The 15,309-nt window shown below is 35.0% G+C and carries 13 protein-coding genes; 3 read left to right on the top strand and 10 right to left on the bottom strand.

What is annotated here, in order from left to right:
* Nucleotides 1-35 precede the first annotated feature (35 nt).
* From rpoB to RQM59_RS13020, 3 genes are all read left to right on the top strand, one after another.
* Nucleotides 36-3,851, top strand: a complete 3,816-nt coding sequence (rpoB, locus tag RQM59_RS13030; protein WP_349242562.1) for a DNA-directed RNA polymerase subunit beta — start codon at nt 36-38, stop codon at nt 3,849-3,851.
* A gap of 98 nt (nt 3,852-3,949) precedes the next feature.
* On the top strand, nt 3,950-8,224 hold the full coding sequence (rpoC, locus tag RQM59_RS13025; protein ID WP_349242561.1) for a DNA-directed RNA polymerase subunit beta': 4,275 nt from the start codon (nt 3,950-3,952) through the stop codon (nt 8,222-8,224).
* 10 nt (nt 8,225-8,234) lie between these two features.
* A complete protein-coding gene (locus RQM59_RS13020; RefSeq protein ID WP_349242560.1) occupies nt 8,235-8,546 on the top strand; it encodes a DUF3467 domain-containing protein in 312 nt (103 codons plus the stop codon).
* Nucleotides 8,547-8,590: 44 nt separating this feature from the next.
* On the opposite strand, the gene RQM59_RS13015 is transcribed toward RQM59_RS13020, so the two are convergent.
* The 10 genes from RQM59_RS13015 to RQM59_RS12970 form a co-directional block, all read right to left on the bottom strand.
* Nucleotides 8,591-9,250, bottom strand: coding sequence for a hypothetical protein (locus RQM59_RS13015; protein ID WP_349242559.1), 660 nt, complete (start codon nt 9,248-9,250; stop codon nt 8,591-8,593).
* Between the two features lie 54 nt (nt 9,251-9,304).
* The gene (locus tag RQM59_RS13010) at nt 9,305-10,369 is read right to left on the bottom strand and encodes a PA0069 family radical SAM protein (protein ID WP_349242558.1); all 1,065 of its coding nucleotides are present in this window, start codon (nt 10,367-10,369) and stop codon (nt 9,305-9,307) included.
* A 127-nt stretch (nt 10,370-10,496) separates the two neighbouring features.
* Nucleotides 10,497-11,045: a DinB family protein gene (locus RQM59_RS13005; protein WP_349242557.1), complete on the bottom strand. Its 549-nt coding sequence runs from the start codon at nt 11,043-11,045 to the stop codon at nt 10,497-10,499.
* 50 nt (nt 11,046-11,095) lie between these two features.
* A complete protein-coding gene (locus RQM59_RS13000; protein WP_349242556.1) occupies nt 11,096-11,632 on the bottom strand; it encodes a Crp/Fnr family transcriptional regulator in 537 nt (178 codons plus the stop codon).
* Between the two features lie 100 nt (nt 11,633-11,732).
* Nucleotides 11,733-12,056: a hypothetical protein gene (locus RQM59_RS12995; RefSeq protein WP_349242555.1), complete on the bottom strand. Its 324-nt coding sequence runs from the start codon at nt 12,054-12,056 to the stop codon at nt 11,733-11,735.
* A 3-nt stretch (nt 12,057-12,059) separates the two neighbouring features.
* The gene (locus tag RQM59_RS12990; RefSeq protein ID WP_349242554.1) at nt 12,060-12,500 is read right to left on the bottom strand and encodes an SRPBCC family protein; all 441 of its coding nucleotides are present in this window, start codon (nt 12,498-12,500) and stop codon (nt 12,060-12,062) included.
* Between the two features lie 69 nt (nt 12,501-12,569).
* Entirely contained in the window at nt 12,570-13,661 is a 1,092-nt protein-coding gene (locus tag RQM59_RS12985; RefSeq protein WP_349242553.1) for an AraC family transcriptional regulator, read from the bottom strand.
* 75 nt (nt 13,662-13,736) lie between these two features.
* Nucleotides 13,737-14,171, bottom strand: coding sequence for a hypothetical protein (locus tag RQM59_RS12980; protein WP_349242552.1), 435 nt, complete (start codon nt 14,169-14,171; stop codon nt 13,737-13,739).
* A gap of 6 nt (nt 14,172-14,177) precedes the next feature.
* Entirely contained in the window at nt 14,178-14,777 is a 600-nt protein-coding gene (locus RQM59_RS12975; protein ID WP_349242551.1) for a DinB family protein, read from the bottom strand.
* A 7-nt stretch (nt 14,778-14,784) separates the two neighbouring features.
* Nucleotides 14,785-15,285 (bottom strand): hypothetical protein, encoded by a 501-nt coding sequence (locus tag RQM59_RS12970; protein ID WP_349242550.1) that lies wholly within the window; start codon nt 15,283-15,285, stop codon nt 14,785-14,787.
* Nucleotides 15,286-15,309: the final 24 nt, after the last annotated feature.

Raw genomic sequence — 15,309 nt, 5'->3', positions numbered from 1 at the left:
TTAATTCAGATTTTTAATCAAAAATATTTTCTCTTTTGACAACGAAAAACACTACTGAAAGAATCAATTTCGCCTCTTCAAAACTTGGAACGGACTATCCAGATTTCTTGGATATTCAGGTTAAGTCATTCCAAGATTTTTTCCAACTACAGACAAAGGCTGAAGAAAGAGGTGAGGAAGGTTTGTACAAGACCTTCATGGATAATTTCCCAATCACAGATACACGCAACAACTTTGTACTAGAATTTTTAGACTACTTTGTAGATCCACCAAGATACAGCATTCAAGAATGTATCGAGAGAGGATTAACACACAGTGTGCCATTAAAAGCACGTCTAAAATTATACTGTACAGATCCTGAGCATGAAGATTTTGAAACGATTGTACAAGATGTTTATTTAGGGACTATCCCTTATATGACAAACGCAGGTACATTTGTAATCAATGGAGCAGAAAGAGTTGTTGTATCACAATTACACAGATCTCCTGGAGTATTCTTTGGGCAGTCATTCCATGCAAACGGTACAAAACTATACTCTGCAAGAGTAATTCCTTTTAAGGGATCTTGGATAGAGTTTGCAACAGATATCAATAGCGTTATGTACGCCTATATTGATAGAAAGAAAAAATTACCAGTAACAACGTTGTTCAGAGCCATAGGTTTTGAAAGAGATAAAGATATTTTAGAGATTTTTGACCTTGCAGAGGAAGTAAAAGTTTCTAAAGCTGGATTAAAGAAAGTATTAGGACGTAAGTTAGCAGCGAGAGTATTAAAAACTTGGTTTGAAGACTTCGTAGATGAAGATACTGGAGAGGTGGTTTCTATTGAGAGAAATGAAATTATTTTCGACCGTGATACCATCATCGAGAAAGAACATATTGATGAGATAATTGAGGCAGGAGCTAAAACTGTATTACTTCACAAGGAAGATAATCAGCAAGCAGACTATGCAATTATTCATAACACATTACAGAAAGATCCTACAAACTCAGAAAAAGAGGCTGTAGAACATATCTATAGACAATTACGTAACGCTGAACCGCCAGATGAAGAGACGGCTAGAGGAATCATTGATAAATTATTCTTTTCAGAGCAACGTTATAATCTAGGAGAAGTAGGACGTTTTAGAATGAATACTAAATTAGGTTTAGATGTAGATATCGACCAAAAAGTATTAACAAAATTAGATATCATTACAATCATCAAGTATCTAATTGAATTGATTAATTCTAAAGCAGAAGTAGATGATATTGATCACTTATCTAACCGTCGTGTTAGAACTGTAGGTGAGCAATTAGCTGGTCAGTTTGGTGTAGGTTTAGCACGTATGGCACGTACTATTCGTGAGCGTATGAATGTTCGTGATAATGAAGTGTTTACACCAATCGATTTGATCAATGCGAAAACATTGTCTTCTGTGATCAATTCTTTCTTTGGAACGAATCAACTTTCTCAGTTTATGGATCAAACAAATCCATTAGCAGAGATTACACATAAACGTAGATTATCTGCATTAGGACCTGGTGGTTTATCAAGAGAGAGAGCAGGATTTGAGGTTCGTGATGTACACTATACACACTACGGTCGTTTATGTCCTATTGAAACTCCAGAGGGACCGAACATTGGTCTGATTTCTTCGCTTTCTGTATTTGCAAAAGTGAACAACTTAGGGTTTATAGAAACACCTTATAGAGAGGTAAAAGAAGGAGCGGTAGATGTTAAGCAAGAACCAATTTACCTAAGTGCAGAAGAAGAAGAAGGTAAGAAGATTGCACAGTCTAACTTAGATTTAAATGCAGATGGAAGTTTTGCTAGCGATAGAGTAATTGCTCGTGAAGAAGGAGATTTCCCAGTTGTAACTCCAGATGTAATTGATTACATGGACGTTGCTCCAAATCAGATTGCTTCTATTTCGGCATCTTTAATTCCTTTCTTAGAACATGATGATGCGAACCGTGCATTGATGGGATCAAATATGATGCGTCAAGCTGTTCCATTATTAAGGCCAGAATCTCCAATTGTAGGTACTGGATTAGAAAGAAGGGTTGCTAAAGATTCAAGAATCTTAATTAACGCTGAAGGAAATGGAGTTGTAGAGTATGTAGATGCAAACAAGATTACCATTAAGTACGATAGAACTGATGATGAAAGACTGGTAAGTTTTGACACTGATGAGAAGTCATACAACTTAATTAAGTTTAGAAAAACGAATCAAGGAACTTGCATTAACTTAAAGCCAATCGTTAGTACAGGTGATAGAGTTTCTGAAGGACAAGTTTTATGTGAAGGATATGCAACTCAAAAAGGAGAATTAGCACTAGGAAGAAATATGAAAGTAGCCTTTATGCCTTGGAAAGGGTATAACTTTGAGGATGCGATTGTGATTTCTGAAAAAGTAGTACGTGAGGATATCTTTACTTCAATTCATATTGATGAGTATTCTTTAGATGTACGTGATACTAAATTAGGTACTGAAGAATTAACAAATGATATTCCTAATGTTTCTGAAGAGGCTACGAAAGACTTGGACGAAAACGGAATGATCAGAATTGGTGCTGAAGTAAATCCTGGTGATATCTTAATTGGTAAGATTACTCCGAAAGGAGAGTCTGACCCAACACCTGAGGAGAAATTATTGCGAGCTATTTTTGGTGATAAAGCTGGAGATGTAAAAGATGCATCTTTAAAGGCTTCTCCATCATTAAGAGGTGTAGTAATTGATAAGAAATTATTTAGAAGGGCAGTTAAGGATAAAACAAAGAGAGCTAGAGATAAAGAAGCAATAGCTGGTTTAGAAGCTTCGTTTGTTTCCAAATTTGACAATCTTAAGTCAATATTAGTTGAGAAGTTGTTTGCACTTATTAGTGGAAAAACATCTCAGGGAGTATTCAACGATCTAGGTGAAGAAGTATTACCAAAAGGTAAGAAGTATACACTTAAAATGTTAAACTCTGTAGAAGATTATGTACACTTAACAAGTGGAACTTGGACTACGGATAAAGGAATTAACGCTTCAGTTGGAGAGTTAATCCATAACTACAAGATCAAAGTAAATGACTTACAAGGTGTTTTACGTCGTGAGAAATTTACCATTTCAGTTGGAGATGAATTGCCAGCTGGTATCTTAAAACTTGCGAAGATTTACATTGCTAAAAAACGTAAGTTAAAAGTAGGTGATAAGATGGCAGGACGTCACGGTAATAAAGGTATTGTTGCTCGTATTGTAAGAGCAGAGGATATGCCTTTCTTAGAAGACGGAACGCCTGTAGATATCGTATTAAATCCATTGGGAGTACCATCTCGTATGAATATTGGTCAGATCTATGAAACTGTTCTTGGTTGGGCAGGTCAGAAATTAGATAGGAAGTATGCAACACCAATCTTTGATGGAGCATCTTTAGATGAGATCAACGGATTTACGGATGAAGCTGGAGTACCAAGATTTGGTCATACGTACTTGTATGATGGAGGAACTGGAAAACGATTTGATCAGCCAGCAACTGTTGGGGTAATTTATATGATCAAATTAGGACATATGATTGAAGATAAAATGCACGCGCGTTCTATTGGTCCTTATTCATTGATTACACAACAACCATTAGGAGGTAAAGCTCAATTTGGTGGACAACGTTTTGGTGAGATGGAGGTATGGGCACTTGAGGCATATGGTGCGTCAAGTATCTTACGTGAAATCTTGACAGTAAAATCTGATGATGTAATGGGTAGAGCTAAAACATATGAAAGTATTGTGAAAGGTGATACAATGCCAGAACCAGGTTTACCAGAATCATTTAACGTATTAATGCACGAACTGAAAGGTTTAGGATTAGACGTTAAGTTAGAGGAATAGCACATATGAAATACTGGAATGTGTTACACATTCCAGTATTCATTTAATTATAAGCCTCATAGAGGCCATTTTTACAATTTTAATTCGAATCCATTATCATGGCAAGAAACAACGATAAGTACACTGTAAAAAAATTTAACAAAATCTCAATTGGTTTAGCATCTCCAGAGTCTATTTTAGAAGCATCTAAAGGAGAAGTATTAAAGCCAGAGACTATCAATTACCGTACACATAAACCAGAAAGAGATGGTTTATTCTGTGAGCGTATTTTTGGTCCTGTAAAAGACTATGAATGTGCATGTGGTAAATATAAAAGAATTCGCTATAAAGGAATTGTCTGCGACCGTTGTGGTGTAGAAGTTACCGAAAAGAAAGTAAGAAGAGATAGAGTAGGACACATTAATTTGGTGGTTCCTGTTGCTCATATCTGGTATTTTAGATCATTACCTAATAAGATGGGATACCTATTGGGGTTACCTTCTAAGAAGTTAGATATGATCATTTACTACGAACGTTATGTAGTAATTCAACCAGGTATTGCAAAAAATGCAGAAGGAGAGCCATTGCAAAAGATGGACTTCTTAACAGAAGAAGAATACTTAGATATTCAAGATACCTTACCACAAGAGAATTTATATTTAGATGATTCAGACCCAAATAAGTTTATCGCAAAAATGGGAGCTGAGTGTTTGATTGAGCTATTATCAAGAATTGATTTAGATGCATTGTCATTTGAATTAAGACACAAAGCAAATACTGAAACGTCTAAGCAACGTAAAACAGAAGCTCTTAAAAGATTAAACGTAGTTGAAGCTTTTAGAGATGCAAATAAGAATAGAGAGAATAATCCTGAGTGGATGATCATGAAGGTAGTTCCGGTAATTCCACCAGAATTACGTCCATTAGTTCCATTAGATGGAGGTCGTTTTGCAACATCTGATTTAAATGATTTATACCGAAGAGTAATCATCAGAAATAATCGTTTAAAAAGATTAGTTGAAATTAAGGCTCCAGAGGTTATCTTACGTAATGAGAAGCGTATGTTACAAGAATCGGTAGATTCATTGTTTGATAACACACGTAAATCATCTGCAGTAAAAACTGAATCTAACAGGCCTTTAAAATCATTATCTGATTCACTAAAAGGTAAACAAGGACGTTTCCGTCAGAACTTATTAGGAAAACGTGTTGATTATTCTGCACGTTCTGTAATTGTTGTTGGACCAGAATTAAAATTATTTGAATGTGGATTGCCAAAAGATATGGCAGCTGAACTATACAAGCCTTTTATCATCCGTAAGTTGATTGAAAGAGGAATTGTAAAAACAGTGAAATCTGCAAAGAAAATTATAGATAGAAAAGAACCAGTTGTTTGGGATATTTTAGAAAATGTAATTAAAGGACATCCAGTATTACTGAATCGTGCTCCTACGTTACACCGTTTAGGTATCCAGGCATTCCAGCCAAAACTGATTGAAGGAAAAGCAATTCAGTTACACCCATTAGTATGTACGGCATTTAACGCCGATTTTGATGGGGATCAGATGGCGGTTCACTTACCATTAGGACCTGAGGCTATTTTAGAAGCACAGCTATTAATGTTAGCGTCTCATAATATCTTAAACCCTGCAAACGGTGCTCCAATTACAGTACCTTCTCAGGATATGGTTCTTGGATTATATTATATGACCAAAGAACGTAAGTCAACAAAACAAGTACCTGTAAAGGGGGAAGGATTAACATTCTACTCTCCAGAAGAGGTGACGATTGCTTTTAACGAAGAAAAAGTTGACTTAAATGCTGGAATTAAAGTTAGAACTCAAGATATTGATGAGGATGGAAATTCAGTTACCAAGTTAATTACAACGACCGTAGGTAGAGTTTTATTTAATGAAGTAGTTCCTGAAGCAGCAGGTTATATTAATGAAGTATTAACGAAAAAATCGTTAAGAGGAATTATTGGTGGAATTTTAAAAGCTACTGATATTCCTGCAACAGGACAGTTCTTAGATGAGATCAAGAATATGGGATACAAATTTGCATTCCAGGGAGGATTATCATTTAGTTTAGGAGATATTATTATTCCAAAAGAAAAGCACACGATGATTGCTGAGGCAAACAAAGAAGTGGATGGAATTGTAATGAACTATAACATGGGTATGCTAACGCAGAAAGAGCGTTACAATCAGGTAATTGATGTTTGGGGATCAACCAACAATAGATTAACCGAGTTATCTATGAAACGTTTACGTGAAGACCAACAAGGATTTAACTCAGTATATATGATGTTAGATTCTGGAGCAAGGGGATCTAAAGAACAGATTCGTCAGTTAACAGGTATGCGTGGATTAATGGCAAAACCTAAAAAATCTACAGCTGGTGGTGGAGAAATTATTGAGAACCCGATTCTTTCTAACTTTAAAGAAGGATTATCGATCTTAGAATACTTTATCTCTACACACGGTGCTCGTAAAGGACTTGCGGATACCGCACTTAAAACGGCAGATGCTGGTTACTTAACACGTCGTTTAGTAGATGTATCTCAGGATGTTATTATTAATGAAGAGGATTGTGGTACTTTAAGAGGATTAGAGATCATGCCACTTAAGAAGAATGACGAGATTGTTGAGTCTTTAAGTGATAGAATTGAAGGACGTGTATCATTACAAACGGTATACCATCCAACAACTGAAGAAGTATTGTTAGAGCCTGGTCAGGAAATTACACCTGTTTTAGCAAAAGCAGTGCAGGAGTCTGGACTTGATAAGATTCAGGTAAGATCAGCATTAACATGTGAGTCTGCAAGAGGAATTTGTGCAAAATGTTACGGTCAAAGTTTATCGACACGTAAAAAAGTACAGATTGGAGAAGCAGTGGGTGTTATTGCAGCACAATCTATTGGAGAGCCAGGTACACAGTTAACATTGAGAACATTCCACGTTGGTGGGGTTGCAGGAAATATTTCTGAAGATAATAAGTTAACAGCTAATTTTGCTGGTAATGTATCGATTGATGATTTAAGAACAGTGGTAGGTAAGGATAACGAAGGAAAAGAAATTGATATCGTAATCTCTAGAACAGCTGAAATTAAGATCACAGATAAGAAAACAGGAATTACATTAAGTTCTAATATCATTCCTTACGGTTCTACGATCTTTGAAAAAGGAAGAAGAACTATCAAAAAAGGAGATGTAGTATGTCAATGGGATCCATTTAACGGTGTGATTGTATCTGAATTCTCTGGAAAAGTGAAGTTTGATAACCTTGAACAAGGTATAAACTATCAAGTAGAAATTGATGAGCAAACAGGTTTCCAAGAAAAAGTAATTACGGATTCTAAGAATAAAAAGATCATTGCTTCTTTAATTATTGAAGATAAAGAAGGAAATGCATTACGTTCATATAGTTTACCGGTTGGAGCGCACTTAATCGTTGATGATGGTGACATGGTTGAAAGCGGTAAGATTTTAGTGAAGATTCCAAGAAAATCTGGTAAAGCAGGTGATATTACAGGAGGTCTACCACGTGTAACAGAATTATTTGAAGCACGTAATCCTTCTAATCCAGCTGTAGTTTCAGAAGTGGATGGAGTCGTGACATTTGGTAAGATCAAGCGTGGTAACAGAGAGATTATCGTTGAGACTAAGACTGGTGATATTAGAAAGTATTTAATTAAACTTTCTAACCAGATATTGGTGCAGGAAAATGACTTTATCAAGGCAGGAATGCCACTATCTGATGGAGCAACAACTCCAGCAGATATCTTGAGAATTCAAGGGCCATCTGCAGTACAAGAGTACTTAGTAAATGAGATTCAAGATGTATATCGTTTACAAGGGGTGAAAATTAATGATAAGCACTTTGAGGTAGTTGTTCGTCAAATGATGCGTAAGGTGAAGATCATTGATTCTGGAGATACGTTATTCTTAGAGAACCAATTGATCCATAAGATAGATTTCATTAAAGAAAACGATGCAATCTACGGAATGAAAGTTGTTGAAGACGCTGGAGATTCTGAAAACTTAAATGCAGGTCAGATTATTTCTGCACGTCAGTTAAGAGATGAGAATTCGATATTGCGTAGAAACGATAAGAATTTAGTAGTAGCAAGAGATGCTCAACCTGCAACAGCAGAGCAAATACTTCAGGGTATTACAAGAGCGTCGTTACAGACGAAATCATTTATCTCTGCGGCATCATTCCAGGAAACTACTAAAGTATTAAACGAAGCTGCTGTAAGTGGTAAGATAGATACATTAGAAGGATTGAAAGAGAATGTAATTGTTGGTAAGAAAATACCTGCAGGTACAGGAATGAGAACTTATGATCATTTAATTGTTGGACCAAAAGAGGAAATTGAAAACAGTTTATAATTTATAGAACATGGACGAAAATCAACCAAAAGACGGGCAGATTAATATTGAGTTAGACGAAAAAGTTGCTGAAGGAACCTACTCGAATCTGGCGATCATTAATCATTCTGTATCTGAATTTATTGTTGATTTTATCAATATTATGCCAGGTGTGCCTAAAGCTAAAGTGAAGTCAAGAATCATTCTAACACCACAACATGCCAAAAGGTTAGCCAAAGCATTAGCAGATAATGTGCATAAGTTTGAGCAAGCTCATGGAGAAATAAAAGATTATGAACAACCTCCAATTCCAATGAATTTTGGACCAACAGGTCAAGCATAAATAAAAAAAACCGAAGCAATTAGCTTCGGTTTTTTTTATACACATTACCAGAGTAGTTTAATCCTATGACCCATGGCCAGAAACAATGCTCCAGCGCATAAACCGTAAATAATAACCGTAGTAAGGTATTTGTTTTTTCCATACAATCCTCCAATAGAGAAAAGGATTACAAACATTGTTGGAAGGTAGGTAAGAGGAGAAGCACCCACTTTTTGAATCCACCAGTAATTAAACGGATTTCGGCACTTATCATTCGGAATTAACAATAACAAACTCATCATCAGCAATAGAAAAATGGCGGCCTCCTTCTTGTTGTTATAATACAGCATCGCGGCAATTATAGGTAATACAAGTAAACTAATACGAATTACCGCACTGGCAGGGTAAGCTGCGATAAAAATGTTTCCGCTATAACATACAGGACTTACACAGATTACGGAAAGCGGAATCGCTAACCAAAAAATAAGCACCCACTTTCCAGAAATGGGAGTTATTAATTTCTGTTTGAAAATCCATTTTAAATACATTCCGGATAACAGTATTGTAATACCAGCTCCTGCAAAAAAAAGTATGTTGAAAAATGTTGGAAAGCTAAAAGAAGGCCTAATATCTGAATAATTATAAATATCTATTAATGACTTTATCCATAACAAGTTCGCGATGACAAACGCTATAGTAAGTAAATTTAGATTAAGCTTTTTCATATGTTTGAGAGATCATTGTAAGTCCGTTTATCCAAACCTACAATAGTTTTTAGTTTAAAACAAACGCGTTTGATTAGTTTGATGTTTATCAAACAAGGTATAATCCAACCTGGGATATTCAACATTTTTGAAATATAACTTTTTGGCGAGTTTAAATTGACTGGCAATCTGCTCCGCAATTTTACCTTCACCTCGCATTCGTTTTCTATACCTACTATCGTTTAGGCTTCCATTATGGCAATCTTCTATCTGATGTAAAATCTTATCTGCTCTATCGGGATACGCTTTCCGAACCCAATCTCTAAATATTCTTCCTATTGCGCCATTCAACCGAACGACCGTAAATGCAGCAGACTTTGCACCGATTGCAGCAACTTTTTTAACCAAAGGAAAGATCTCATGATTATTAATAGCTGGAATAATAGGAGCCATCATCACATTCACAGGAATACCGTTTTCAGACAATATTCTTACCGTTTCTAATCTCTTTTTTATAGAGGCAGTTCTAGGTTCTAGACTTCTACGGGTTTCCTCTGATAATGAAGTAATGGAAATACTTACATGGATTAGATTCATGGTAGCCATTTCTTTTAAAATATCGAGATCACGTAAGATCAATGCATTCTTAGTAATCATACTTGCTGGATGCTTCAATTTCAATAACACCTTTAACATCGATCTCGTAATTTCTAATTTTTTTTCAATAGGTTGATAGCAATCTGTATTTCCAGAAAACATAATGCCGTGTGCTTTCCAGTTTCTACTTCGTAATTTTTGCTCCAGTAACTCGGCGGCATTGGTTTTGTAAAGAATCTTTCGTTCAAAATCTAAACCTGCTGAGTATCCCCAGTATTCATGGCTGTTTCTAGCATAGCAATAAATGCAGCCGTGCTCACACCCCTGATATGGATTCATAGAGTACATCAACCCAATATCTGGACTGTTCACTTTGTTAATAATGGTTTTTGGAAAAATCTCGAGATAACTAGTTTTATTGCTAGTTACCTTCTCGTTTTCCAGCCCACAATAGTTTAAGAAGTCATCCCTGACAATATGTTCATGCTGTAAAAATCGATTATGCGTGTTCAGTTGCGCACCGCGCCCTTTGATGTATTCCATTTGTGATCCGATAAAAAGTTAGAATTGCAAACGAGTATACGATAAGAAGGTTCGATCCTCAAAGTTTGAAGTACTAAAGTTACATCAGAAAAATGAAAAAATGAAGAATGTTGATAAGTTTAGTTTTTCAATGAATGTCAATTTGTTTTTGAGCTTGAATGATATGCCTTTCATTATGATAGATAATAACTCTAAAGGTATTTCCTAGTTGCAATTTGAAAAAAGGAAGTAGCGTAGCTGTTTTTGTTTTCGTCAGGTTCTCGTTTTGTGAAAGTTCTAGTAGTTGTAGCAAATGCTGTTGATGATGTATGAAAGTGCCTATCGTGTTTTCTTTGTTTAAGTTGGAATGTATAGGGTTGACTTTCTTAAACGTTTTTACTTTTTTCATGTTTTCTTTAGGAAGCATACTCAGTGCGAACTTATTTCCGAGATAATTTGTCTTGAAAAAATCAGACGTAACTTTCTGCGAAGATGCTAGTCTTTTTTTTATTTCGGGAATGTAAAAGTTCAAACATAAATTTAGATGCTCCAAACATTCTAAAGCACTCCATGCATTGAGATCTTGCTTAGCGTTTAGCAGATCATTCGAAACTGATTTTAGTGAATTTGCATATGCTAAATGTGTATTCACATAATCTGATAACTCCTTGAGTAGTGCGGAAGAATGGACTTTCATATTATAACTTTTCACAAAGTTGAGAAAATTATAGATCAAAAAAGTTGATCCTAATCAAGGTTTTTTAGAATCCTTGAGAGGGTCTCTGGAGTCATCCGTAAATAGGAGGCAATATATTTTTGTGGAATTTCTTGAAACAATTGAGGGCTCCTTTTAAAAACGCGTTCGAATCGTTTTTGAGGTGAATACGTAATTAGATCTACCTCCCGCTCAATTTGCTGAATCACAAAGTCTTCTAGCATTTTTTGCCATATATCTTGGTACGCTTCTTTTGAATTTATAAATGCTAGATAATCTTCTTTGGAAATAACTCGAAGCGTACATTTTTTAAGAGCCTGAATATAGAATATGGTAGGTTCATCATTTAAAAAGCTATCTAAGGCCCCCATAATGGAATTCTGATAACCAAATCGAATAGTATGTTCTTCAATTTCGTCTTCAATAAATACACGCACGCTTCCCTCTTCTATCCAATATAGATTGGTGTGTACTGTCCCTTTCTTAACAAGGAATTCGTTTCTTTTTAGTTCAATGGTATGGGACCAATGATCTTCTAAAGCTTTCAGTAATGATTCTAGCGCACTCACGTAAGGTAATTTTCTAACTTTCTTGTTAAACCTGAACACTATAAGATGCTCGCTTGGTCTAACTACGAAATTAGCAAATTAATTTGTGTAAAGCATCTTTTTACTTAGGCTCAAGACTCATAACGTAATCATAGCTCTCATTTAGGTACTTAATTATGAGGGCTGTGTTTTTAAGCATAGATTCAGGCACTAACACATACCCTCGCATGGTAGCATTGTACGATTTGTAAATGGTCGAGTTCCATGTTGACATGTATTTTTCCTGAACCTCTTTCGAAAAACGAATCCCAATTTCTCCAGCTTTATTAAGTAATGAGAACATATATCCATTGGCAGAGGTATAGGGCATTGTTTTTCCCTTTCTTTCAAATCGATCACATTCTGCGATCAATTCATCGTATAGTTTTAATTTTTCTTCCCACATAGTTTATTGCTTTTCTACAAATTCTTTAAACTGACGCATCCATTTGTCGCCTTGTTTTTTGTAAATACCCGGAAATAGAATAGCCATTAACTTCGGCATGAACCAATTGATTCGTGTATATTCATATTCGTAGTTATATCTAGTTTGCCCTGGAACTATTTCCGTAAATGTACATTTCATCGTGTTATCCATATGCTTGTGATGATAGAATGCTTCGAAGGAATCTGGTAGTTCATTTTTTAAAACGGTTTCGGTTAGTATCATGTCTCGATTACCCGATGTATAATACATTTTAGAAATAGCCTTCTCCTCGTTAGCAATTCCTTTGATCAGTTCTTTTTTTACGAATCCGTCCTGATATTCTTTATTATAATCCGAGTTCATAAAAATAGCGACTACAATTTCTCTTGGTTTGTTGATGATGAGGGTGCCTTTATGTTTCATAATTGAATGATTTTAGGGCATAATTAGGAAAATTGAGAATACGATTGGTTACAGAACGATTTTGTAACCTTATTTTTTTTCTTTTTTCGTGTTTTCCAGAAATTCAGAAGGAGAAATTCCTTCAAATTCTTTAAATGCTCGATAGAAGGAAACCTTGTTGTTAAATCCTGATTGAAAAGCAATATCAATCAATTTAATGGAAGGGTCATTGTTTTCTAAAAGACGATGCTTTGCTTCTTGAAAACGATATTGATTGATCAATTTTTTAAAAGAGCAATTAAATTTTTGATTGATGATCTTAGAGACATGCGACGCTGGAAGAGATATAGACTTGGCAAAAACAGAAAGACTTAACTCATCATTTAAATATATCTTATCATCTTCTAATGCACTTATGATTACCGCTTCACCTTTTTTACGTTGCTCCAGATTATCCAGGTTTGGAGGCTTACTATTAAAGATAGTCGATTTGTCAACGATTTTGTAGGCAATCGATTGAATGATAAAGGTCATGGCAAGCATACTTACCTGATTAACCAGTGCAAAATTGTATTCACCAATGGGTTGAATCACAAAATAGATCAAATGCAAAAGCAAAAACAGTGAATAACCAATGAACACATGATACATCCAGTTTACCAGGGCATTATTTCGTACTTGATTTTTAAAAGCTTTTAACTTTTTAAAACTAACATAGATGTAAATGCCAATGTACACAAAGAAACTTAGTGCAAAATAAAAAGTGAAACTGGAATAGGATGGAATGTCATCCATAAAAGCCTTAACTGTTGCGAGTTTTTCAGGACCACTTAAAAAGTAGAAGGGAAGGTTCAACAAAAACATAAAGCCAAAACCAAGAAAATGCCAATAGTATTTTTTAGACAATTTAAAATGTTGGATGGTAATAGCTAGGGTCATAAACAGCAGCAGCGGAGGTTTTAAAAAGCTAATAGGATGGCCAATTCCTAATATATGAGGCATGTCATTAATAAGCCCGGTTTCTACAAATAATCTTTCAAAAAGTATGATTCCTTCTATGATCAATAATGTTGCAAACAACTTTTTAAAGAGCGTACGATCAGATTTTAGAAGTACAAACGCAATAAAAAATGCTTGACAAGTTCCATAGGCAATTAAAATGTTTACTATCAATGAAATCATTGGCTATTTTAGGTCATTGTTTTCTCAAAGATAATTAGTTTGATTAAATGTAGAAACCCTATTGAAGGACACTCTTTAAAAGTCTCGTACAAAACGTACAGTACTAATCAGTCCTTTTTCAACCTTGTAAATAGAAATGTATTTCGTTTTTTTACCATCATTAGTTACAATTTCATGGTTGATCACATAAGGACCATTGTTCATCTGGTTTACAATTTCAACAGACACACGTTTATTTTCAAAGTCTGATTTAAATATAGAAGACAACCTATCTGAACCCGACCCCATAAGTCGAGTAGGGTAGGTATAGACTTCCACATTTGTATTGTAGAGTTTTATAAACTCATCATAGTTATGCTCATTAAAGAGAGCCATTCTCCTATGTACTACCTCTAAGGGTGTTAAGTCTGAGTAATTCTGACTATTGCCGGATGTACTATTGGTTTTTGAATTGTTTGTGCAGGCAAATATTAAAAATAGTAATGCACTTAAAATGGTTGTTTTTTTCATGTGTATTTATTTTATGGGAAAGTTTATATGATTTTTAATTTCTTTAATCTGTGCTACATGACGATTTGTATGTGCCGCCATGTAAAGGAAAATTTGATAGGCATCTACGGTTCCAAAATTCACGTAGTGATTTCTCAAATCATCTTTAGTCGTTTTTAAATAGTTAATGTGTTTTGCTAATTTTTTCTCCAAGATATTCACTGTTTCGACATGATCTCCATATGTGCTACGAGGCTCAAAATCTTCCAGTGTTTTGTTTTTATTTGCTCTGTTTTGTATAAAATCAATTAATTCTTTATCAGAAAATTTTACATCCTTTCGTCTTTCTGGATTTGCGGGAAGTTCAAGAGACTCTTCTAGTATTTCAAATACTTCATCTATGAACAAGGTGACATGTTCTGTGTTTTCCGAAATGGACCAGGAAGTTGTATCACTTTTAAAATTGAGTTGTATTGCATTCAAATTAGCTATACTTTTTAGTAGGTTGTTTCTTGACTTATTTAATTCTTCAATAGCAAATTCACGTTCCTTTTCGGATAATTGGTTCGTATCGTTTGCGCATTGAATACATAGTAATGCTATGAATAGTGTACATATTTGTCTCATAATTTTCTTATCTAATTTTTAGTATTCGTTGTGTTAATCCCTTTTGAACAAAGTAGTTTTCAAGATCTTTAGATTCACCAACTTGTGCATGGTGTAATAATGTGAGGCCATGCGGACCTTTTGCAAAAAGTAGTTTAGGGTAGGTTTCAATGATTGGTTTTACCAGATTTGTTTTGCCAAGCATCGTAAGTGCAAAAAGATTTGGCCTGGCACCTTTGGTTATAAAATAGTTTACGATCTCTTTATTACCAAGATGAGCAGCGCCTTCGATGGCTTCTTCATAATCACCATTACCCCAATCATATGAGGTGTAGATCAAGTTCGGATGCTCATTGAGCATCTCTTTAACCAATCCTAGCCTTGAATGACCAGCGATTACAAAATCCTTGATCAGTTTTTCATCTAATTGATCGGATTCTTTTTTTGATGTTGAAAGAAAATAGGTAGGTACCGCAATGGCTGCTCCTAAACCCAAAAGTGAACCGTAAATAAACTTTTTTCTGTTCATGCTGAATACTAATTGTTTTCACAA

The sequence above is a fragment of the Asprobacillus argus genome, from assembly GCF_032248395.1.
GTDB lineage: Bacteria > Bacteroidota > Bacteroidia > Flavobacteriales > Flavobacteriaceae > Polaribacter > Polaribacter argus.
The sequence above is the reverse complement of the archived record's forward strand: the minus strand, read 5'-3'. Positions and strand labels throughout refer to the sequence as shown.

Excerpts from the sequence above, each read along its gene's own strand:
- rpoC (WP_349242561.1), top strand. The coding sequence starts at position 3,950 with ATGGCAAGAAACAACGATAAGTACACTGTAAAAAAATTTAACAAAATC.
- RQM59_RS13020 (WP_349242560.1), top strand. The coding sequence starts at position 8,235 with ATGGACGAAAATCAACCAAAAGACGGGCAGATTAATATTGAGTTAGAC.
- RQM59_RS13015 (WP_349242559.1), bottom strand. The coding sequence starts at position 9,250 with ATGAAAAAGCTTAATCTAAATTTACTTACTATAGCGTTTGTCATCGCG.
- RQM59_RS13010 (WP_349242558.1), bottom strand. The coding sequence starts at position 10,369 with ATGGAATACATCAAAGGGCGCGGTGCGCAACTGAACACGCATAATCGA.
- RQM59_RS13005 (WP_349242557.1), bottom strand. The coding sequence starts at position 11,045 with ATGAAAGTCCATTCTTCCGCACTACTCAAGGAGTTATCAGATTATGTG.
- RQM59_RS12995 (WP_349242555.1), bottom strand. The coding sequence starts at position 12,056 with ATGTGGGAAGAAAAATTAAAACTATACGATGAATTGATCGCAGAATGT.
- RQM59_RS12990 (WP_349242554.1), bottom strand. The coding sequence starts at position 12,500 with ATGAAACATAAAGGCACCCTCATCATCAACAAACCAAGAGAAATTGTA.
- RQM59_RS12985 (WP_349242553.1), bottom strand. The coding sequence starts at position 13,661 with ATGATTTCATTGATAGTAAACATTTTAATTGCCTATGGAACTTGTCAA.
- RQM59_RS12980 (WP_349242552.1), bottom strand. The coding sequence starts at position 14,171 with ATGAAAAAAACAACCATTTTAAGTGCATTACTATTTTTAATATTTGCC.
- RQM59_RS12975 (WP_349242551.1), bottom strand. The coding sequence starts at position 14,777 with ATGAGACAAATATGTACACTATTCATAGCATTACTATGTATTCAATGC.
- RQM59_RS12970 (WP_349242550.1), bottom strand. The coding sequence starts at position 15,285 with ATGAACAGAAAAAAGTTTATTTACGGTTCACTTTTGGGTTTAGGAGCA.